This window comes from bacterium (assembly GCA_021372515.1).
Lineage (GTDB): Bacteria > Gemmatimonadota > Glassbacteria > GWA2-58-10 > GWA2-58-10 > JAJFUG01.
Window position 1 is genome coordinate 1 of sequence record JAJFUG010000163.1, and the last position, 19,902, is coordinate 19,902.

17 protein-coding genes are annotated in these 19,902 nt (G+C 63.7%); 3 read left to right on the forward strand and 14 right to left on the reverse strand.

Features of this window, described 5'->3' with window-relative positions:
• From LLH00_14940 to LLH00_14955, 4 genes are all read right to left on the reverse strand, one after another.
• The coding region (locus tag LLH00_14940) for a cyclase family protein (protein ID MCE5272574.1) at nt 1-357 on the reverse strand (357 nt) is incomplete at its 3' end.
• 11 nt (nt 358-368) lie between these two features.
• On the reverse strand, nt 369-851 hold the full coding sequence (locus LLH00_14945; protein MCE5272575.1) for a hypothetical protein: 483 nt from the start codon (nt 849-851) through the stop codon (nt 369-371).
• Between the two features lie 138 nt (nt 852-989).
• Nucleotides 990-1,688: a 2-thiouracil desulfurase family protein gene (locus tag LLH00_14950; GenBank protein ID MCE5272576.1), complete on the reverse strand. Its 699-nt coding sequence runs from the start codon at nt 1,686-1,688 to the stop codon at nt 990-992.
• A gap of 111 nt (nt 1,689-1,799) precedes the next feature.
• Nucleotides 1,800-2,999, reverse strand: coding sequence for a DUF819 family protein (locus LLH00_14955; GenBank protein MCE5272577.1), 1,200 nt, complete (start codon nt 2,997-2,999; stop codon nt 1,800-1,802).
• A 254-nt stretch (nt 3,000-3,253) separates the two neighbouring features.
• Between LLH00_14955 and LLH00_14960 the strand changes: the two genes are divergently transcribed.
• Nucleotides 3,254-4,357, forward strand: a complete 1,104-nt coding sequence (locus tag LLH00_14960; protein ID MCE5272578.1) for a pyridoxal phosphate-dependent aminotransferase family protein — start codon at nt 3,254-3,256, stop codon at nt 4,355-4,357.
• Between the two features lie 187 nt (nt 4,358-4,544).
• Nucleotides 4,545-5,177, forward strand: coding sequence for a periplasmic heavy metal sensor (locus tag LLH00_14965; protein ID MCE5272579.1), 633 nt, complete (start codon nt 4,545-4,547; stop codon nt 5,175-5,177).
• Between the two features lie 60 nt (nt 5,178-5,237).
• On the opposite strand, the gene LLH00_14970 is transcribed toward LLH00_14965, so the two are convergent.
• Entirely contained in the window at nt 5,238-5,498 is a 261-nt protein-coding gene (locus tag LLH00_14970) for a hypothetical protein (protein MCE5272580.1), read from the reverse strand.
• Between the two features lie 236 nt (nt 5,499-5,734).
• On the opposite strand from LLH00_14970, the gene LLH00_14975 reads away from it, so the two are divergent.
• The gene (locus LLH00_14975; GenBank protein MCE5272581.1) at nt 5,735-8,110 is read left to right on the forward strand and encodes a T9SS type A sorting domain-containing protein; all 2,376 of its coding nucleotides are present in this window, start codon (nt 5,735-5,737) and stop codon (nt 8,108-8,110) included.
• A 433-nt stretch (nt 8,111-8,543) separates the two neighbouring features.
• On the opposite strand, the gene LLH00_14980 is transcribed toward LLH00_14975, so the two are convergent.
• From LLH00_14980 to LLH00_15020, 9 genes are all read right to left on the reverse strand, one after another.
• Nucleotides 8,544-10,484 carry a DUF4091 domain-containing protein gene (locus LLH00_14980; protein MCE5272582.1) on the reverse strand — a complete coding sequence of 647 codons (1,941 nt, stop codon included), beginning with the start codon at nt 10,482-10,484 and terminating at the stop codon, nt 8,544-8,546.
• 56 nt (nt 10,485-10,540) lie between these two features.
• The gene (locus LLH00_14985; GenBank protein MCE5272583.1) at nt 10,541-11,512 is read right to left on the reverse strand and encodes a Gfo/Idh/MocA family oxidoreductase; all 972 of its coding nucleotides are present in this window, start codon (nt 11,510-11,512) and stop codon (nt 10,541-10,543) included.
• A gap of 137 nt (nt 11,513-11,649) precedes the next feature.
• Nucleotides 11,650-13,662 (reverse strand): hypothetical protein, encoded by a 2,013-nt coding sequence (locus LLH00_14990; protein ID MCE5272584.1) that lies wholly within the window; start codon nt 13,660-13,662, stop codon nt 11,650-11,652.
• 93 nt (nt 13,663-13,755) lie between these two features.
• On the reverse strand, nt 13,756-14,787 hold the full coding sequence (locus LLH00_14995) for a Gfo/Idh/MocA family oxidoreductase (GenBank protein ID MCE5272585.1): 1,032 nt from the start codon (nt 14,785-14,787) through the stop codon (nt 13,756-13,758).
• A 35-nt stretch (nt 14,788-14,822) separates the two neighbouring features.
• Entirely contained in the window at nt 14,823-15,677 is an 855-nt protein-coding gene (locus LLH00_15000) for a hypothetical protein (protein MCE5272586.1), read from the reverse strand.
• Nucleotides 15,678-15,837: 160 nt separating this feature from the next.
• Nucleotides 15,838-17,091 (reverse strand): MFS transporter, encoded by a 1,254-nt coding sequence (locus LLH00_15005; protein MCE5272587.1) that lies wholly within the window; start codon nt 17,089-17,091, stop codon nt 15,838-15,840.
• Between the two features lie 118 nt (nt 17,092-17,209).
• Entirely contained in the window at nt 17,210-17,683 is a 474-nt protein-coding gene (locus LLH00_15010; protein ID MCE5272588.1) for a hypothetical protein, read from the reverse strand.
• A 352-nt stretch (nt 17,684-18,035) separates the two neighbouring features.
• Entirely contained in the window at nt 18,036-18,749 is a 714-nt protein-coding gene (locus LLH00_15015) for a porin family protein (GenBank protein ID MCE5272589.1), read from the reverse strand.
• A gap of 158 nt (nt 18,750-18,907) precedes the next feature.
• Nucleotides 18,908-19,882 carry a nucleoside hydrolase gene (locus tag LLH00_15020; GenBank protein MCE5272590.1) on the reverse strand — a complete coding sequence of 325 codons (975 nt, stop codon included), beginning with the start codon at nt 19,880-19,882 and terminating at the stop codon, nt 18,908-18,910.
• Nucleotides 19,883-19,902 lie beyond the last annotated feature (20 nt).

Consider the following 19,902-nt stretch of genomic DNA (forward strand, 5'->3'; position numbering starts at 1 on the left):
CAGCCCGCTGGCCGAGTTGGCGGTCTTGAACAGCACCGCGCGCTCCACCGGCAGGTGCAGGGCCAGCAGTTCTTCCTGCTCCACGGCTTTGGGGTTGTCGCTTTCGACCACCAGCGCGGGCAGGATGAAGCGCTCGGGCGGGATCTCGGCCATGCCCGGTGAGCTCCGCAGATAGTGGGAGGGAAGGTCCACGTGCGTGCCGCTGTGGGCGCAGAGGGTGAGCTTCGACACAGTGACCGAGTCGCCCGCCTCCAGCGAGTAGACTTTCTCGCGCACATAGGCCGGGTCGCCGGGGTAGACCGGGGCCTCGGCGCCCAGGGTGACCGAGAGGTCGAAGATTTCGGTGAATGCAATCATATTGGTTCAGCTTATTTGTTTGTGATTCCGATCAGAGTGAATATACAGCCCGCAATAAACGCTACTCCACTTCCCCATTGAAGAATCAGATATGAACTCTTTAGATAATTAAATAAATTGTCGCGAATACTATTGAATATATCGTCTGTTGCTTCGTTGCTATAGAATTTTAATGCTGCTTTTTGATATCTATTTCGATCTCTCGATGCGTTTGTTGCTGAAGCATATTTCATAACAACTAACATCAGTATTCCGGAGATAAACGACCAAGGACCAAAGTACTGCCAAAGAGAGATAGTCGTTCTTGCTTGAATAAAGCCTATAGAAACAGTTGCTGCTGCACCATTAGCGAGCCAAATGTGCTTTTCAAGATCGGCAATGCTTTCTGACTCGAAATTACGAGATCGATCCCAATAGTCTTTCAGAATTTCTTCGAGCCAATCCAATTCTTCTGGTGAGTATTCTCTAATTTTTTTGCCCATAGACGGAATCATATTGGTCTCCTTTAAATCCCCCTCGGTCCCCCTTTGAAAAAGGGGGAGGCGCTTGCCCATTTGTCCGGTTAGCGGATTCCCCCCTTTCGTAAAGGGGGGCAGGGGGGATTTTCCCCAAAGCACCCATGCGGAGGGAAACTATTTATGCTCCGAGTCCACACTCTTCAGCCAGGCCAGGGTTTTCTCCTCCTCGCCGTCCAGGTTGCCCAGCACCGGGATGTCCAGGCCGGCCTCTTTCATCTGCGCGCGCAGTTCCTCGATGTAGACCCCCTGCCCCTGACCGGGCTCGTTTTTCAGGTCGTGGGTCGTGGTCACGCCGCAGGAGGGGCTGCCCTCGCTGCCGATCACGCCCAGCACCTTGAAGCCCTGGAAACGGTACTCTTTCATCTGGTAGACTGTCTGCGCGGCGAGATGACGCATAATCTTGCGCGAGGGCTCCATCTCCAGCGCCTGGCGCAGGTATTCCTGCGGCGGGTCATCCTTGTCGCGGCCCAGGCCCATGGTCATGGTCTCCGGGCAGCCCATCTGCACCAGGCCGATCCCGTGCTCCATACAGAAGGCGACAATCGGATGGACCGAGTCGGGCCAGAAATTGGCGCACTGGTGCATGCGGGCGTTCATGTTCAACAGGCAGTGGGCCACGAACAGCACCTTGTAGCTGCGCTTGTCGGCGAAATCGCGCTTGATCTTCGGCTGGTCGAGCAGGCGGAACCCCGACTGCTCGGCCTCGGCCACGGCGGCCAGCAGCGGGCAGGCTCCCGCGGCCGCGGCTATCCGCCGCAGGAAGGCCCCGCGCCGGATGGGGTTGGCGCCTCGGGTTTCATCACGTTCCGGCATCAATACCTCCTGTGTGCTTGTAGACTGTCCGGGTGACTGCCCGGCGCTTGATTCTAAGTGATTGGATCGCGGGATGTCAAGAAAACAGCGGACAGTCGCGGCCTTCCTCTCTCAGTGCAGGAGCGCCTCCAGCAACCGTCCCACCGCAACCCCGCAGTAGGTGCCGATCACGTAGCCCCAGACTCCGATCAGGAACGCGGGGATGATGAGCCGCGGCCAGTTACGGGAGATCGCCACCGCGGCCGAGTTCATCGGGCCGCCGATGTTGGCGATCGAGGCCAGGATCATCTCCTGCAGCTTGAACCCGAACAGCCGTCCCAGTCCGAAAGTGACCGCCATGTTTACCGCGATCATCAGGGCGCAGACCACGAGCAGAAGCGGGGCCTCGGTCAGGATTCCACGCACGCTGGCCGGCACGCCGATCAGCACGAAAAACAGGTAGATCGCAAATGTGCCCAGTTCCTGGGTGCCGCGCAGGTTTTCGCTCAGGCGCGGGAACGCGAGGACAAAGAGCACGGTCAACGTGGTGTAGAGCAGGAAACGGTTGCCCAGCAGGGTGAGAAGCGGCTCGCCGATCCCGGAGGCGGCCACCGCCTGGCTGATTTTTGTGGCCAGGGTCACGATGAAAAAGGCCAGGGCCAGGTTCCGGGCGATGTCGAGCAGGGAGACTGGACGGGCGCGCCAGAAGTCCTGGGCCTGCTCCCCGGTCTGTCCCTCTTCGCGCAGCTCTGTCTCCGGCAGGCTGCCGAATGCGCGCATCGCCCAGGTCAGGCCGGGCAAGGCCAGCAGGACCAGGATATACATGGCCATTACCAGGTTGTCGGCCACGATCAGGGCGTTGGAGATATTTTCCGGCGGTCTGAAAATCGAGACACAGGCCAGGAAATTGATGCTCCCGCCGATGTAGCTGGCGGTCATGATCCCAGAAACCGCCGCGATGGATTCCACCGAGCGGCTGAAAACCAGGCCCGCCGCCAGGCCGCCGGCAATCGTGCCCAGGGCGCTCAGGTGGAACAGGCCCAGCAGGCGGCCGGTCTCTTTCCATATCTTGCGGATATCGCATTTGAACAGCAGCAGCGGGATGGAAAGCGGGACCACGTAGTCCCAGACCGTATCGTAGACCGGGCTGCGGGTGGGTATGACGTGCGTGTTGGAAAGAAGCAGCCCACCCAGGAGCGCCAGGACCGGACCGCTTACCCGCGTGCCCCAGCGGTAGCTCTGCTCCAGCCAGATCGCCGCGGCCGCGGCCAGCACGATCAGGGTCCAGAGGCTCAGGCTGTCTTGCGGCAGGATCAAGGCGGTCTCGGACATCCTGACACCTCCGACAGTTCTTCGGTGGCTGCGGGTGGACTTAACGGGCCGGACCGCGCAAAGATACCGCTGACCGGGGCGCGGAGCAACATTCTTTTTCCGTCCTAAGGTCACGTTTATGCTGGTTTGCCGGATTAGTTCATTATTCCGGAAGATGTTTTTGATTGACTAACCCGGCTCTGAAAGGTACTTTTCACGATCTACAATTGAGATGGTCCGGCAGGGATCTGCGCGTTTCTGATTTCGGAGGAGTGGTGCTGGATAACATAGTGCTTCAGGGTCCGGTCGGTCCGGAAATCCTGGTGAACGGGAAGAAGTATCTGTATTTCGGCGGATCGGATTACCTGGGCATGTCCTCGCGCGAGCAGGTGATGGCCGGTGCGCGGGCCGCCATCGAGCGTTTCGGTGTCAGCTCGGCCGCCTCGCGGGTCTCCTCCGGGACCAATGTGCTGCACCTGGAGCTGGAATCGGCCCTGGCCGCTTTTTCGGCCGAGGAGGAGGCGGTGATTTTCTCCTCCGGCTACCTCGGTATGAACGTGCTGCTCGGAGGGGTCGCCCGCGAGGGTGACCGGGTGTTCCTGCAGGAGGATGCGCACAGCAGTGTCAAGGAGGCGGTGGTCCTGACCGGCCTGCCCTGCGACACTTTCAGTCTTTCTGACCTGGAGGGTTTCCGCTCCGCGGTGAAACGTCCGGCCCGCACGGGTGGACGGCTGCTGGTGGTGGGCGAGGGGGTCTCGCCGCTGATGGGGACCATTTTCCCACTGCCGGAGGTGCTGGAGCGCCTGGAGGGGACCGAGGCCCTGGTCCTGCTGGATGATGCTCACGCGTTCGGTGCGCTGGGAAAGAACGGCCGCGGCACGGCCGAGTATTTCGGGTTGAGCGGGGATGAGCGCCTGCACCGCTGCGCCACGTTGAGCAAGGCTTTCGGCTCTTTCGGCGGCTGTATCGACGGTTCGCACCAGCTCATTGAGGCGGTCCGCGAGCGTTCGATGGCCTATGTCTGCTCGACTCCGCCTCCGGCGCCGATCCTGGGGGCGGCCCTGGCCGCGGTGCGCCTGGCCGCCGAGCGTCCCCAACTGCTCGAGAAGCTGCGCCGCAATGTTTCCTATCTGAAAGACGGCCTGCGCGGTCTGGGCCTGGAGGCGGATTCCACGCCCGTGCCCATCATCCCGGTCTGTCTGGAGGATGCCGCCCGGCTCAGGAAAATCTGCTCCGGGCTGGAAAACGACGGCATAGTCGCCCCGTTAATGACTTATCCCGGTTCGCCGGCCCACGGCATGATCCGCCTGGCTGTCTCCTCCCTTCACGCAGAGCTTCAGATACAAAGCCTGCTGGACAGTCTGGCCCGCCATCTCTGAGATGTCCCCGCGTTGCCGACGCCTCACTGGTTGTCTCCACTCTCCACGCCGCTCCGGCCACTGTCACGCATCTATTAAATAGGATGTAACTCGACAGGCCGGAGCGTGGTCTCAGGGATGTATCCAAGAAGATGCATCTTCAAGGCCTGACAACAACTGCTTGCGTGAACTCTGATGGAGGTGGGCGATGCGTATTGCACCGGTAGTGCTGGCTTTGGGCCTGGTTTTCGGACTTTTTTGCGGTGTGCAGGCGCAGGAGCAGGACATTGCGGCCATTCCCGGCGGCGGGCCGGGACTGGGTGGGACGGGTTTCGGGCAGCGGATGGAGATGCTGCAGATGCTGAGGGAGGGAGGAGAGGGAGAGGCCGGGTTGGGCCGTCTGGGTGGCTGGAGGGGCCCGACTTTCCTGATCCGCGAGAAGGAAGCCCTGGGGCTGAGCCAGGAACAAGTGGATAAGCTCAAAACCCTGCGCCTGGACATGGTGCGCCAGGACTCCAAGCTGCGCGCCGACCTGCGCGTGGGCGAACTCGAATTGCACGACCTTCTGGACGGGGAGCAGGTGGACATGCCCAAGGTCGAGGCCAAGGTCAGGGCCCTGGGTGAGCTGAGGACCGGACTGGTCCTGGCCCGGATCAAGGCGCGGGTGGAGGCGGCCGCAGTGCTGAGCGCGGAGCAGAAAGACAGGGCGCTCAAACTCGGCAAGGACCGTCCCGGAAGGATGTTCCACCGCTTCGGCCGTGGACTGGGGTTGCCCGGTGCGCCCGGCGTTCCGGACGCCCCCGGCGCGCCCGATCCGGCGCCCGGCCCGGGCGGCAACTGAGCGCATAACACCCCACGACAATCCATACAAGGGGAGCCGGCACGGGCTCCCCTTTCTGTTTCAGAGCAGCCCCTCCGGCGCGCTGAGGGGCCTGTCCCCGCGCAGCGCTTCCAGGGCCTCCTCCAGCTCACCACGCTGCTCCGTGTTCTCGAAGAAAAAAGCCAGCGCCTCGCCCATCCTCCGGGCGGCCTCGCGGAACGAACCGCCGACGGTCTGGACGTTGAGCTGCGGGCAGGTGACCAGAACCTCGCTGTCAGCTCCGCCGCCCAGCTGCTCGAACTCCAGGTCTATCCCGAATTTCACGCGTTTGCCCGGCTCCATTTCGCCTCGCTTTCCTGTGCTGATACAATCAACAAACCACTTCAGAATAATATAGGATTCCTACCCGGCCATCCAGTGGAGGCGGGCTTTTTCAGACGGCCGGGAAGCTCGTGAAGGAATTCCTTGACTGTCCGCCCGCCCACCCGTATACAGTTATCACTTCTGTCAAAACAACACTTCGGATTTCTCTGTCCTATTGATTATTGCCGGACAACACCTGCCGGAAGGAGAGCCGGATGCGGTCCAGGATACTCCTCAGCTCTGCGACACTTCTTTTGTGTGCCTTCTCATTCTCCCTTTTGCATGCCGCCGACAGCGTGGTCCCGGGGAATCTCACCAGCCCGTACCCCACCCTGACCAACCTGGCTTTCGAGTGGGAACTGAGCGGGGATGACAACCTCAACTGCACGGCCACACTGGAATACCGTCAGGCCGGGGCCGCCACCTGGCGCGAGGGACTCCCGTTGCGCCGCATCCCGGCCGGGCGGAGTATCGACACGGATCCCATTTTCTACTGGAAGAACAAGCTCTCGGGCAGCCTGTTCGGGCTGCGTCCGGGAACGCAATATGAGGTTCGTATCCGTCTGTCCGACCCGGACGGCGGCGCCCAGGAGAGCAGCCTGACTGTCGGCACCCGCCGCGTGCCGTGCGCCCCGGCCGACTCGGTGGTCAAGAGCGCCACTCCGGCCACGTTCGCCGCCACAGTCGGCTCAGCCCAGCCCGGGGATGTGATTGTCCTGGCGCCCGGCGGTTACGGCGCGGGCACGCTGCTGCTGATCGGCACAGAGGAAAAGCCCATCACGCTCCGCGGCAGCCGGGCCGATACGGCCGCGGCCGTGTTCAGCTCCATCAACCTGCGCGGCTGCAAGTATTTGATCCTGGACAACGTGACAGTCAGCAATCCCACCTCCTCCCGGCCGGCGGTGGACCTGGGCAGCACCGAGGGCGTGGCCGTGCGCTACTGCCGGATAAACTCGGTCTACGGGATCACGGCAGACAACGAGAAGCGCCCGGCGCGCAACTGTTACGTGGCCGACAACACCGTGCTCTCCTCCGTACCCTGGACCGAGGCCAGCCTGGGCGCGGAGGGCGACAACGTGGGCGAGGGGATCGAGCTGACCGGCCCGGGCAACGTGATCTGCTACAACTACGTGAGCGGCTACCGCGACTGTATCAGCACCATGGAGGATGGCAGCGTCAACAACCAGTTCTGCATCGACATCTACAACAACGATATCCGGGTGGGCACGGATGACGCCGTGGAGGCCGATTTCTGCCAGGGCAACTGCCGGATCATGGACAACCGGATCACCAACTGTTTCATGGGCCTCAGCTCGCAGCCCGGCCTGGGCGGGCCGACCTATTTCATCCGCAACGTGATGTACAACATCATCGACTGTCCGTTCAAGCTGGCCCGCTACAGCAAGGGGGATGTGGTCCTGCACAACACGGTGGTCAAGGTGGGCAGCGGCCTGCGGGTGATCCACAACCCGACTTACGCCTATTTCCGCAACAACCTGGCCCTGGGCGGACGGGGCGGCGGCGATTTCGGGCTGTACGGCAGCGGGGACGGCCGGGCGGTGGAGTTCGACAACGCCGACTCCACCTGTGACCTGGACTACGACGGGGTGGGAAGCTACGAGTACCAGAACGGTTTCCTGGCCAAGGTGGACGGGCTCAGGGCCTGGAGCATCGGCGAGCTCAACGCCTCGTTCTGGGAAAAGCACGCCGTACAGGTAGGCCTGGATGTGTTCGCCGCCACTCCGGACTGGCCCAGCCCGCCGTTTCCCGAGCGCGCCCCGGCCGACCTTCGCCTGGCCCCCGGCTCGGTGGCCGTTGACCACGGCCAGCGCCTGCCCGGGGTGAACGATGACTTCACCGGCGGCGCCCCGGACTTGGGGGCCTACGAGCTGGGACAGCCCCTGCCGCACTATGGCCCCCGCGCGCTGGGCGTGGATGAGGCGACCTCGCGCAGCGGGCGGCGTTGCGACTTTTCGGGCGATGGCCGCGCGAGCGTGATGGATGTGCTGGCCATGCTGCTGGCCGCCCGCCGCGACCCCTCCGACCCCAGCCTGGACCTGGACGGTGACGGGGCGTTCAGCCTGGAGGACGCCCGCCTGCTGGCGCGCGATATCCTGAGCGGGGCCTGCGGCGATAGTCCAGCCACGGCCCTGGCCGCAACCGGGATGGATGATTTTTCCGCCGCGCTCAGCCCGGAGGAAAGAGGCTGGCTCAGCGAGAGCGTGCGTGGCCTCGGCCTGGGGGATGAGGTGGCCGGGATCCTCCTGGCCGCGCTGGACGGCGGCCTGAAGAGCGCCGACCTTCCGCGCGTGTTCGCCCTGGAGCAGAACTATCCCAACCCGTTCAACCCCTCGACCGTGATCTCGTTCAGCGTGCCGGAGGGCAACCGCGAACGGGTCAGCCTGGAGGTCTATGACCTGCGCGGACGCCTGGTGCGCCGCCTGGTGGACAGCGAGCGGGACAGCGGGGTGTACTCGGTGTTCTGGGACGGCACGGACGCCACCGGGCAGCGATTGCCCAGCGGGGTCTATTTCTACCGCCTGCGCGCGGGAAGTTTCAGCCAGACCCGCAAGATGGTGCTGCTGAAGTAGGAGCCGGAGCTTGGTTCAATAAACGTAGGGGCACGGCATGCCGTGCCCTTTGTTTTTGTCTGCATCAACCGTCACACACCCCGCCCGCTGGCGCGGGCACCCCTCTCGAGAGGGGATTTATCCCGCCACAACCCGCGCTCCCTCCCGTCGCCCGTAAGACAGCGCTTTCGATCCCCTCTGAAAAGAGGGGTGGCGGCGAAGCCGACGGGGTGTATGAATACAAAGGGGCGACCAACCGGTCGCCCCTGCAATTGATCCTGCCCAGCCTCGGTTTTCATAGGGGCACGGCATGCCGTGCCCTTTCTTGTTACCTCCCCCTTTTTCAGGGGGATCGAGGGGGATTCGTGTTATTGTTTCAGAGCAGTCCCCCCTGGCCCTCCTTGGAAAGAAAAGGGGGGAATCCGGCTGCCGGGCCTAAATGTGCAGGCCTCCCTCAATTCCCCTTGCCCGCCGCCTCGACCGTCTGGATCAGGGCAGCGCGGGTGTCGTCCCAGTCCTGCGGGTCGTGGCTCCAGACATCCAGGCGCCCGATGCTCTGCTCACCGAAAGGCTCGTGCACCAGCCGGTCGGCGAGGCTGTCGGCGCGCGCCGGGTTGCCGTCCAGGTCGGCCAGACTCTGGAGCAGCTCCCATTCCTCCACCCCGTCGCGCATCTGTTTCAGCCGGATCGAGGGGCAGGGGATGTCCACCCCCGGCACGACATCCGGCGCGTAGACCAGCAGGGCGTTGCCGTTGAAACTGCGCTCGGCCAGGGGCTTGTCCTCGGAGCGCACGGCGAATTTCCAGGTCTCGGGGGCGTACCAGGCCTTGCGCCACTGGCTGCCGATACCCCAACTGCACCAGGTGAGGGCCTTGCAGCGCCAGCAGGCCCAGCTTATCAGCCGGTCGTTGGAGGGCTCCAGGTCGATGAACGTACTGCTGCCCACCCCGCTGTTTTCCTTACGCTCGTACAGCACCGGGCCGTAGATCCAATCCCGGATGCCCAGCTCGCGGTATTTCTGCACCGTGTCCCGGTTGTAGCCCACGGTGTGGCAGCACCAGTAGTCGATGGCCGCGTGGATCGTCTGCATCGCCTCCAGGCTGTAGCCGCCGTCCACCCGGTACTTCGCCTCCGGGAAATATTTCTTGAACAGCTTCCCGTAGTAGACCATCCGCTCCCAGGCCTCGGGGAAATAGCTCTCGTCCAATCCGTTCTGGAACACGATCAGGTGGGTTTTCTCCGGGTCGGTCATACCCAGAAGGTGCTCGCGCACCTGGCGGATGGCATCCACGTAGAGGGCCTGGTTGGCGCTGCTGCGTTCCTGGCTGCTGTCGCCCACATCCGGCCAGCCCGGGCTCCTGCGGCCCTCATGCTCGCGCCAGCAGTCGAACGGCAGCAGGAATTCCTCCCAGGGTTCGCCGTAGCCGGGGCCGCTATAGCCGAAGGCCTCGGTGAACGCCTCGCCGGTGAAATACTTTTTCAGCCGGCTGTCGAAGCGGGTCCAGTCGATCTGCACCTTGCCCTGGGGCGTCACAGTCAGGTCCGGGTGGTAGCCGTTGTCCGCCAGCACCACCCGGTTTTTCTTGAACAACTGGTACAGTTCAAGCTCGTCCTGCTCGTCCATCCGGGTGAGGAAGCCCTCGTGCTGGAGGTTGCCCCAGAGCCGGTTGCGGTTGGGGATCGCGCAGTCGTGGACTTTCAGCTCCACTGTCAGGCTGTGGGTTTTCTCGCCGCAGCGCAGCGTGACCTCGCTGCGGTAGAGCCCCGGCGGCGCGGAGATACGCTCCCGGGGCACGTACTGGTCCACCCAGATGATCTGGTAGCGCTGGTCGGGTATGCGGTTGCGGAAATCCGGCAGGTTGAGCGGGTACCAGACCCGGCCGTGGCGCTCCGGGTCAATGTCCAGGCAGTGCAGCGGGATCAGGGCGTCCGGGTACCAGCCGGGGCCGTAGGAGCAGCGCTCGTAGCCGAACGATTTGCCCCGCACCTCGACCGACCATTCCAGGAACAGCTCCGGCTTGGCCTCCAGTGGGTTGCCCCCGCTGGCGAACGGGAACATTCCGACATAGATGTCCTTGAGCGGTGCGCCGTCCGGGCTGCCCACCACCACCTGGAAAGAGACATACTCGCCCCGGGCGGCCTCCAGGCGCACAGTGTCGCGTGAGAAGACCCAGTTGCTGTCGAGCAGCCCCTCCAGGGGGCGCATCTTGTAGATGTCCGGGCGGTTCTCGATTATCCGTCCCCCGGCCGGGTCCAGGCGCACCGAGGCGGGCAGGGCCGAAACTGTCCAGCCCGTGGCGCCGCCCCAGCGGGCCGCGGGGCTGTCGGTCCGGCTGCAGGCGGTCAGAAGGCCGAGACAGGCCAGCACGGCGATTGCCAGCAGGTTTCTCTGCATGTTGTCTCCACTGATATCGGCTCGTGGGACGGCCGGTTTGAGCTGCTCTTGCCCTGTCAGATGAGCAGTGTTTCCCAGTCCTCGCTGGACACGGCGCGCTCCATCGCCTCCAGGACCGCCACCTGCTTGAGGATGCTCTCGTGCGAGCGGGGCTCCTCGCCGGTCTGGAACATTTTCACGATCGCCGCGTACATGTAGTCCGAGTCCTTGGCCTCGCTCGCGGGAGTGATCGCTTTCAGGCCATCGTCGGTCACGCAGTACTGCTCCCATTTCTTGGACAGCACGTAGGTTGCCAGCAGGCCCGAGGCGAACTTGAACTCGAACGAAGTGCGCTTGCCGTTACGGCTGCAGCGCACCATGGTGCAGTCCTGTCCGGCCATGCGGAACAGGCGCTCGATGGTGTGGATGCCGTAGAAGAAAATTCCGCCGTAGCGGCTGGTCGGGTCGGCCGGACCGGTGACTATCAGCGAGTTGGTTTTCTCTTTCAGCGCCTGCACCTGGCCGGCGACATCCTCCATGCCCGGCCCGAAAGCCGCGGAGCTGAGGCAGGTTATGGGGGTCTTGCGCTTTTCGGCCAGCTCCAGCAGGTACTGGGCCTCCTGGACACGGTAGGCGAACGGTTTGTCCACGAAAGTGGGGATTCCGGCCGCGACGAACGGGGCCGCGGCGTCCACGTGGTAGCGGGCGTGACGGTGGTCCACGATCAGGGCGTCGATCAGCCCGAACAGCTCTTTCTGCTCCTTGACTATTTTCGGGATCGCACCCTGCTCGGCCGCGTTTTTGGCGAACTCGTCGGTTTCGCCCCAGAGGGCCACCACCTCGACCCCAGGGAACTTTTTCTGCTTGTTGAATATCTCGCCGAAACCCACGGTGTGGCTGTTCTCGGCGCCGATGATCCCGACACGTATTTTCCTGCCGGTGCCGGTGTTGAGCTCGGGGACGTTCTGGGCGCGGGCTGCGGCCCCCAGGGCCAGGCTACCCAGGGCGCCGAGGCCCAGGGCTTTGACAAAATCGCGGCGGTCGGACATCAGTTGTTCCTCCGGTGGGGTAAGTGACAGGGCGTTATGTGTGGACCGGGAGTCCGGGATTGTACGATATTCTCTGGGGGAAAATATTACACACGCGGACCGGGTAAGGCAAAGGAAATACATCCGCCGGAGCGAGGCTAAGGTTTCTTGACGAAACCCCGCTGAAGATCGGGGAACTGTCTGAAAGCATGGCTGGTCAGCGAATCGAGGTATTCGTAATGGTGTGAGGCGACGGCAAAATCGAGCAGCTTGAGCCATTGCGCCTCGTTCAGTCCGGCGCTCTGGTAGTACCCGTATATTTTCGCCACGTTTTCCTGCTGTCCCAGCATGTTGTTGTAGCGCAGGAAAAACAGGATGTAATCGATGTTCATTTTGTCGAGCCGGGCCTTTTCCGTGTAGCGCTCTAACGGCAGGTTCATCTGGCCCAGCCACCAGGCCCGGTCCTCCTGCTCGTAGTAGGAGGTGCTCCTGCGCAGGGGGAACAGGTAGTAGTAGTTCGCGCTGTCGGGCTGCTCCAGCACGTCGAAAGCCGCCGCGGCCTTGATCCAGACCGTGGGGGTGGGTTTCAGGCGGTGGGCCTTTTCGTAGGCCGCGGCCTCGCGGGTGTAGAAAATGGTGCTGTCCGGCTGGCCCAGGCGCATGAACAGGACGCTGAGGTTGACCCTTCCCCGGAGGAACATTCTCCCCTGCGCCAGCTTGTTCTGCTCGATCGCCTCCCGCAGGAAACCCCGGTTCGCCAGTTCCTGGGCCAGGTTGGTCTTGCCGGTAGCGGTATGGATGTCCTGGCGGCGGACCCGTTGGATGAAACCCACTCCGCGGTTGATATCGGAGTTGATCCAGACCCAGAGCGCCCCGTGAAAGGCAACCGCCAGCCCGAGCGCCAGCAGCGGGTTACCCCGCAGACGACCGCCACCCTCGAAGAAGCGCAGCAGCACCCAGCCGGCCCAGGCCGAAGCCGGCACCGCGCAGAGGGACAGAAGGTCCCAGTCGCGCACACCCAGAAGCGGGTTGAGGCTGAACAGGAAAAAAACACCGCCCAGGGCCGCCAGGCTCAGGAACAGGAAAGTGAAGTCCAGCCGGGCACGGACCTCGCCCCAGGCCGCGGCCAGGGCGGGCAGGGCGATAAGCGCCGCTGGCGCGGCCAGGAGCATGAAATTGAGCTTTTCCCCCAGGTGGGAAAGGCTGAAAATGGTGTAAGGCACTATTTCGGGATCATTGTGCAGCAGTGGCACCAGCAGGTCCAGGCTGGCCGAGTGCAACAGGATCATGGCCAGCAGCGGCAGCGGGCAGAGGGCCAGGACCGCCAGGGACTGTTTCAGGCCCGTCTTTTCAGGGCCGCTGGGCCAGAGCCGCAGCAGCCAGAGAAACAGCAGCGAGGGCGCCAGCACCACCGCGCTGCGGTGGCTGAGGAAAGCCAGCCCGAAGATCAGGCTGACCTCCCAGGGCAGCTCGGTCCTGTATCTTCCGGAGGCGGCATACGCGGCCCCGGCCGCCAGAAAGAGCGCCGAGAAAAAGGCCAGTACGGTGTAGGTCTCGATATAGCCGCAGAAAAGCTGCAGGGCAGAGCTACCGGCCAGGATCAGGGTGAGCGCGGTCCGCTTGACCGGCTCCGCGGTCAGACGGCCGGCCAGGGACCAGAGGGCGAGGATAAAAAAGGGCAGAAGGGAGCAATGCAGCAGGTTGAACGCCAGCTCGCCGTCCGGCTTGCCCAGGCCGCTCAGGTACCAGAACACCTGATGATGCAGAACGTAGTCCAGTGGGCGGTCGGGTATAAGGTGGAACGGCCGGTGGATCACGTTCAGGTACAGCCAGCCGTCACCCATGAAATGGTTCCTGGAGCGGAAAGCCCAGCCCAGCAGGAACACCGCGCCCGAGAAAGCCGCCAGACAAGCCAGGCGCACGGGCGCGCCCGCCCGGGCCAGACGGTCGAAGACCCGCTGGAGCGCCCGCCCGGTGAGGCCGCCCTCCAGTCCGAGCAGGACCGCCAGGCAGAACAGCGCCCAAACCAGGAACACCACCCCGGCGGGTTTTCCCGCGGGCAACATCCCCCAGAGCCGGGGCAGGGGACAATAGATCGCCGCCCAACTCAGGCCGAGCCAGACCGCGAACATGAGCCAGGTAATCTTGCGCAACACGGGCCGAGCTGACACGGGACCACCCAGCGCTACGGTCTGTTCCAGAGAATGTCTTGACGGAAAGATACCGGGCCTTTACGGGCAAAGCCACGGAACATACCAGCCGTTTCAGGGGAGCGTTATCTCCCGTCCCTCGCGGGCGGCGCGGTAAATGCTGTCGATCACCAGGCCGGTGGCGCGTCCCTGCTCGCCGCTGACCACCGGGTCGCGGCCCTCCCACACGGCGTGGCAGAAATCGCGGATGATCGCCTCGTGCCCGCCGGTCTCGGTCACCGCCACGCCCGCCGCGCCCGCGCCGCTGTGGATCGCCTTCGCCGGCGCCACCGCGGGCGGGGTCACGCCCTCCATCTTCCAGTCCACCACCTCGTCGTTCACCGTGATAAAGGAGCCCCTCTCGGAGTGCAGCTCCATGCGCACCGGGAACCCGGGCGCGGTCACGGTGGAGGCGATGATCGTGCCGAACATCCCGTCCGGCCAGGTCAGCACCGCGGCGCCGTGGTCCTCCACCTCGATCCCGGTGTGGGCCAGCAGCGCGGTCTTGGCCATCACCGTGCGCGGCACGCCGAAGAACCAGGTCAGGGTGTCGACATTATGGCTGGCCTGCTGCATGAACGGCCCGCCACCATCCACCGCCAGGGTGCCGCGCCACTCGGCGCTGTCGTAGTAGCTCTGCGGGCGGAGGAACTTGACGAACAGGTCGGTGACATAGATTCTGCCGAACGCGCGGGAGTCTATCATCCGTTTCAGCTCGATGTTGGCCGGGCTCATGCGGCGCTGGAAACTCACCCCCAGGCGCACTCCGGCGGCGCGGCAGGCCGCGATCATCTCGTCCATCTTGGGCAGGGTCACATCCAGGGGCTTCTCGGTCAGCACATGCTTGCCCAGGGCGGCCGCGGCCAGGGTGTCACGGTGGTGAAGGCCGTTGGGCGTGGCCAGCATCACGGCGTCATAGGGCACTCCTACGCTCTCCAGGCCCACGGAGGAGGCCTCGAAACCGTTGGCCGCGGCGTATCTGGCCGCCCGCTCGGCGCTGCGGCTCACCACCGCCACGATCTCGGCCTCCTCCACGTTCGCCGCCGCCCGGACATAGGTGGTGGCGATATTGCCGGTCCCCACCAGAACGAACCTGAGCTTTTTCATGCCGATTCTCCGATCCTGTCAGAAATTAACCCTTGTCAGCCCCGGGCCGCCGCGGCAATGGCCTCGATGGCGTAACCCACGTTCAGCGCCGGCTGGTCCACATATTTGGGGAACATCCCCAGCACCACGCAGTCGCCGGGCTTGATATTGGCGTAGGTCCAGGCCAGGCGCTCCCGCACCGCCTCCTGGCTCGCGCAGTGACGTCCCGCTCCCAGCACCTTGTAAGCCAGGCACTGCTTACGCGTGGAGCGGATGAAACGGCAGAACACCGGCGGGTCGGCCTCCTCGAACTGTTCCACCTCGAAACGGCCGGTCACCACCGCGCTCTCGCGCGGAGCACGCGCGATGTTGTAGAACGGGACCATGTAGAAATCCAGGTCCCAGCTCTTGCTCTCCACGTAGTCGAACACCTCGGGCATGTGCGTGGCCAGGCCGACCCGCACGCCGGCCTCGCGCATGGTCTTGAGGTACTCGCACACCGAGTCGATCCGGCCCTCGCGCCAGCGCTTGTCGGTCTCGGTGCCGTGGAAATAGATCCCCACCGCGCCGAAAGCGGCGATCACCTTGATGTTGGTGTGGATGTCGCTCATCTCGCTGGCGGTCTGGGCGATGAAATTGAGCCGGCCGCCCTCGCGCCGGAACAGCTCGAGCCAGTGGAGGATACGGTGATAGTCGCCGCGGGCCTGCAGGGTGTTGACCCCGGCCGCCTGGCAGCGGTGCAGGGTGGCTACCACCTGCTCGGACGTGTAGTAGGCGGCCATGTCGCTGTTCATCTCGGCCGTGAAATGGCTGTTGCCCACGAAGGGGTTGCCGCCCACGATCAGACGGCTGATCCGGTGCGGCCCGAAAGGCACGACCGGCAGGCCGCCGGCTGCGGGGGTGTCGCTCATGGTCATTCGGTCCCACGCGTTGGAGACGAATCGTCGCCGGTCAGGACCAGCCCCTAGGGCCGGTCTGCCGGAATGACTGAAATGAATGTACAGATAAGATGGCCCGGTTCGGCCGGCCAGTCAAGGCAGAAGAACCGGGCGGGTGCGCAGCGTTGTGCTGTCAGTCGTAGATGCGCGCCTTGAACCTGCGCAGCCGCTGGGACAGGAAAGCCGAGATGAACAGAGTCCCCGCGATGCAGTAGAAAATCCACTGCATGCCCCAGCGGTCGCCCACCAGGCCGAGGATCGGGGCGGCCAGGGCGCCCAGGCCCAGGTTGAGGCCGAACTTGAGCCCGTAGCCGGTGCTGCGGTGACGGGGGGGCACGGCCAGGGCCAGCATCTGGTTCTCGATCGGCTGGCCGCTGAAAAACACCACGAAGAACACGGCCAGCATCGCCACCAGGGGCCAGCCGCCCAGCAGCACGGTCACCAGCAGAAGCGGGCCCCACAACGGCACCAGGCGCACGTAGACCCGGAACGGGCTGTGACGGTCGGAGACATGCCCGCCCCACATCTGGCCGATACCTCCGGCCAGCAGGGCCAGGCTGGTGAACAGCCCGCCTGCGATCACCGAACTGGTCCAGCTCACGTGCACGTTCTCGCCCAGGTACTTGGGCAGGTAGGTCATCAGGCCGCGGTAGACCAGTCCGGTGATAATCATCACCATGTACAGCCAGAACAGGAAACCGCGGTTGGAGCTGTCCGGCCGGCTGCCATCCTCCCCGGACTCCTGCGCAGTGGACGGCTGGGGCAGGCTCCGGTGCGAGATGCGCACCGGGAAGATCAGGAACAGGACTCCTGAGATGAACCCGAAAGCCGCGGGCACGAAAAAGGCCATGTGCCAGCCGAACTTTTCGCCCAGAAGCCCGGCCACGAACGGCGAGATGGCCAGCCCGATGCTGCCGAACACCCCGTGCAGCCCCATGACGAACCCCTTGCGCCGCACACCCATCGAGATCAGGGCCAGGCCCGAGGGATGGTACAGGCTGCCGAACAGCCCCATCAGGCCGAACGAGAGGGCCAGGGTCCAGACCGAATGGCTCAGCCCGGCCAGCACCGCCGAGGCCGAGGTGCCGAAAATGAACAGCAGGAACACCTTGTATATGTCCCAGCGGTCAGCCAGCATGCCGCCGGGCAGGCTCCCCAGGCCGAGCATCATTATATAAGGGAACACCAGGGCCCCGACCTCGACCAGGGAAAGATGAAAATGCGCGATCAGAAGGGTGAGCACACCGGCGTAGATCAGCTCGAAAAAGTGCAGCATGCCGTGGCCCAGGCTGGTGAAAAATATGACCCGCTTCTCGTAGGGATACTCACGCCCCGGGGCCGTGACCGCCGCCTCGTCCGTGCTCAGTGCCGTCTCTATGCTGTCCATTGGCTGCTTTCACGATAGATGAATTCACCGGTTCCGGTCCTGGCGCCGGGAAAGGATGCAAAATACTGTCGTTCATGCCGTTGCGCAAGATGGAATAAACCGGAGGCGCGCTTTGCGCTCAGAGCAGTTGCATCGAGGCGCCAAAGCGGAACTGGAGCATATCGAGGCCGGAGGTCGATTTATCGTACAGCACCGGACCTTCCTGGCTGGGGCGGCGCAGGTTCTGACGGACCAGGAAATCACTCTGACCGCTTTTCTGGTACAGGGCTTTCAGATCGATGGCCATGTCCTTGATCAGGCGGCCGGTCTCCTTTTCCCCGCTCTCCCAGAGCACGAACCTCAGGCCGCCGCCCACGCCCCAGATATAGCTCAGATGGCTGAAATCCTCGGTCTGGTCGATCAGCGGTCCGGCCCAGCGCGCGTTGGTGATATGGCTGTCGATGCCGAAATACGCCGGTCCGCCCAGGGCGTCGACATAGGGGCGGAGCGCCCCGCGGCTCAGTCCGACTGAAATCCCCGTACAGAAAGCCGTGATGCTGTACCGGCTGGAGACATCGCAGAACATGTCGCTCTGGGAGAAACTGAGCGGCACGTACCAGTGCTCGGTCCCAGTTGCAGGTTCCCGGCCAGGGCCGTGGAGGACAGGTTGAGGACAGCCAGGACAAGCAGAAGGCTCAACACGTTGCGTCGCATGTGCGTCACTCCACTTTCGCTCTATCGCCTGAATGCAATCGTTTTCCTGACGGCTGGCACAGCGCCGCCAGGACTGCCCGGCAAATCTTTTGACGCCTCAAACAGGGGAGGACTGCCTGGACGTAACTCTATGCAGGGTAGTTTGACGGCTAATATTGCAAAGTGAGAAAATTAAGTAAAGAAAAATGCCGTGTCCTTTGAGGAACAGGATGCCCCGGGCGGCGGTTTCCACCGCCCGGGGCCGGGGAAGGTCAGAAATTGAAAGTAGCGCCGACACGCAGCATGAACATGTCCGTGGCGGACTCCACGGTGTCGTAGGTGACTTTGCCCAGTTCGCGCTCGATGGAGCCTTTTTTCAGGTACTCGGCGTTGCCGCCCCTCACATAGCCCAGCTTGATATCGATCAGGGCCTCGTTCAGCTCGCCCTTGAGCGCCTCTTTGCGCCTCCAGACCGGGATCTGCACGCCGCCGCCCAGGCCTAAATTCCAGGTCCAGTCACTGAAATTGGTGCTGGCGGCGATCTCATCTCCGCTGCCCAGGCCGTGGTTTTCGATCTTGGTCCGGGTGGCGATGTAGGTCACTCCGAAGAAGGCCTCGGCGTACGGGCGCACCGGGCCGTTGCGCAGGCCCACCTGAAAGCCGGGGCTGACCTGCACCATGTAGTTGTCCGTCACCACGTCCACCACCACATCCGGGATGGTCATGCTGAAAGGCTCGGTCCGCCGCTCGCGGCCGTAGTTCAGGTAGCCGACATCCGCGAACAACACCGGGGCCACGGACGATCCCTGGGCGAAAGCCCAGCCCACGCGGCCCGCGCCGCCCCAGGCGAAATCGACCTGCTCGCTGAAATCCCCCTGCGGCCAGGCCAGCGACAAGCCCGCCCCGGCGGTAAGCTCCGCCCGCGACTGCGCCACCGACAGCGATAAAGCCAGCATGACAACCGGAATCATTCTTAATGCCCGCATGCTACACTCCTTAGGGATTGGATCAGGGTGAGGGCCGGAATTCACTCTGCACAACGTGCAACGTTAAGAATATAACACATTCCGCAAAAAAAGGGGAGGGACGGCCCCAGTTTGCGCCGTCTCTCCCGGTTAGACGATCAATCCCGCGGTTTATTCTGTCAACGCATCAAATTCTGGGTCAGGAGCTTTCCGGTCAGCCAGTCGAGGAAGCCCTGCTTGTCGATGCTCATGCCGATCTCACAGTTGGACGGCTGGCTTTCATCCACCACGGTGTAGCCCTCGTCGGTCACGCGCACGTGGGCCCGTCGCGTCTGGACAAAATTCTCGCCCAGGGCCATCGAGACCGCCACCGGGTCGAACAGCACCGGGTCGCGGCCCGCGTGGCGCGACGACCAGAGGGAGTAGAGCCCCATGATCGCATCGGTCAGGGCCGAGCCGCGGGCGGCGATCTGCCCCCGGCGCGCCTCGTCGAAATTCACCAGGGTGGTCACATCCAGCCCGGCCAGTCTGATCGGCACGCCGCTGGTCATGAACGCCTGGGCGCTGGGGACATCGGCCACCACGTTCCACTCGGGGCTGGGGATCGGGCTGCCCCCGTAGCCCATGTAGAACGAGCCGAACATGGCCACCACCTCCTTGACCAGTTTCCAGGCCGCCGGGTCGAGCTTGATCGCATCGCCCAGGTTGGTGGTCGGCCCCACGCTGATTATTGTCACCTGGTGCGGGTATTTTTTCAGGGTGCGCACTATAAACTCGGCTGCGCTCTCCTGGACCGGCCTGTACTTGTCGAAGCCCTCGCCCCAGGCCAACTGAGCAGGTAACTGGTCGCCCTGGCGCGTCGGGCGTCCCACGGCCACGGGGATATTTTCCTGGCCCGCCTCCCAGAGCATCCGGCAACTCACCCGCGCCCGCTCCGCCGTGGGGCCGTCGCAGGTGGTAATCCCCAGCACCTCGAAACGGTCGCCGCTAAGCTGGACCAGAGCGTGGGCGAAAGCGTCGTCGATATCGCCGGCAATGTCGGTGTCGAAGATGATCTTTTTCTTCTCAGCCCGCGCCGATCCGGCACACAGGGCCAGACAGAGGGTCAGCAGAAGGCCGCCGCGCAGAAAAAACGGGACGAGGCTCTCGCTCATCGGTCAATTCTCCTTCATCC

Excerpts from the sequence above, each read along its gene's own strand:
- LLH00_14945 (MCE5272575.1), bottom strand. The coding sequence starts at position 851 with ATGATTCCGTCTATGGGCAAAAAAATTAGAGAATACTCACCAGAAGAA.
- LLH00_14950 (MCE5272576.1), bottom strand. The coding sequence starts at position 1,688 with ATGCCGGAACGTGATGAAACCCGAGGCGCCAACCCCATCCGGCGCGGG.
- LLH00_14955 (MCE5272577.1), bottom strand. The coding sequence starts at position 2,999 with ATGTCCGAGACCGCCTTGATCCTGCCGCAAGACAGCCTGAGCCTCTGG.
- LLH00_14965 (MCE5272579.1), top strand. The coding sequence starts at position 4,545 with ATGCGTATTGCACCGGTAGTGCTGGCTTTGGGCCTGGTTTTCGGACTT.
- LLH00_14970 (MCE5272580.1), bottom strand. The coding sequence starts at position 5,498 with ATGGAGCCGGGCAAACGCGTGAAATTCGGGATAGACCTGGAGTTCGAG.
- LLH00_14975 (MCE5272581.1), top strand. The coding sequence starts at position 5,735 with ATGCGGTCCAGGATACTCCTCAGCTCTGCGACACTTCTTTTGTGTGCC.
- LLH00_14980 (MCE5272582.1), bottom strand. The coding sequence starts at position 10,484 with ATGCAGAGAAACCTGCTGGCAATCGCCGTGCTGGCCTGTCTCGGCCTT.
- LLH00_14985 (MCE5272583.1), bottom strand. The coding sequence starts at position 11,512 with ATGTCCGACCGCCGCGATTTTGTCAAAGCCCTGGGCCTCGGCGCCCTG.
- LLH00_14995 (MCE5272585.1), bottom strand. The coding sequence starts at position 14,787 with ATGAAAAAGCTCAGGTTCGTTCTGGTGGGGACCGGCAATATCGCCACC.
- LLH00_15000 (MCE5272586.1), bottom strand. The coding sequence starts at position 15,677 with ATGAGCGACACCCCCGCAGCCGGCGGCCTGCCGGTCGTGCCTTTCGGG.
- LLH00_15005 (MCE5272587.1), bottom strand. The coding sequence starts at position 17,091 with ATGGACAGCATAGAGACGGCACTGAGCACGGACGAGGCGGCGGTCACG.
- LLH00_15015 (MCE5272589.1), bottom strand. The coding sequence starts at position 18,749 with ATGCGGGCATTAAGAATGATTCCGGTTGTCATGCTGGCTTTATCGCTG.
- LLH00_15020 (MCE5272590.1), bottom strand. The coding sequence starts at position 19,882 with ATGAGCGAGAGCCTCGTCCCGTTTTTTCTGCGCGGCGGCCTTCTGCTG.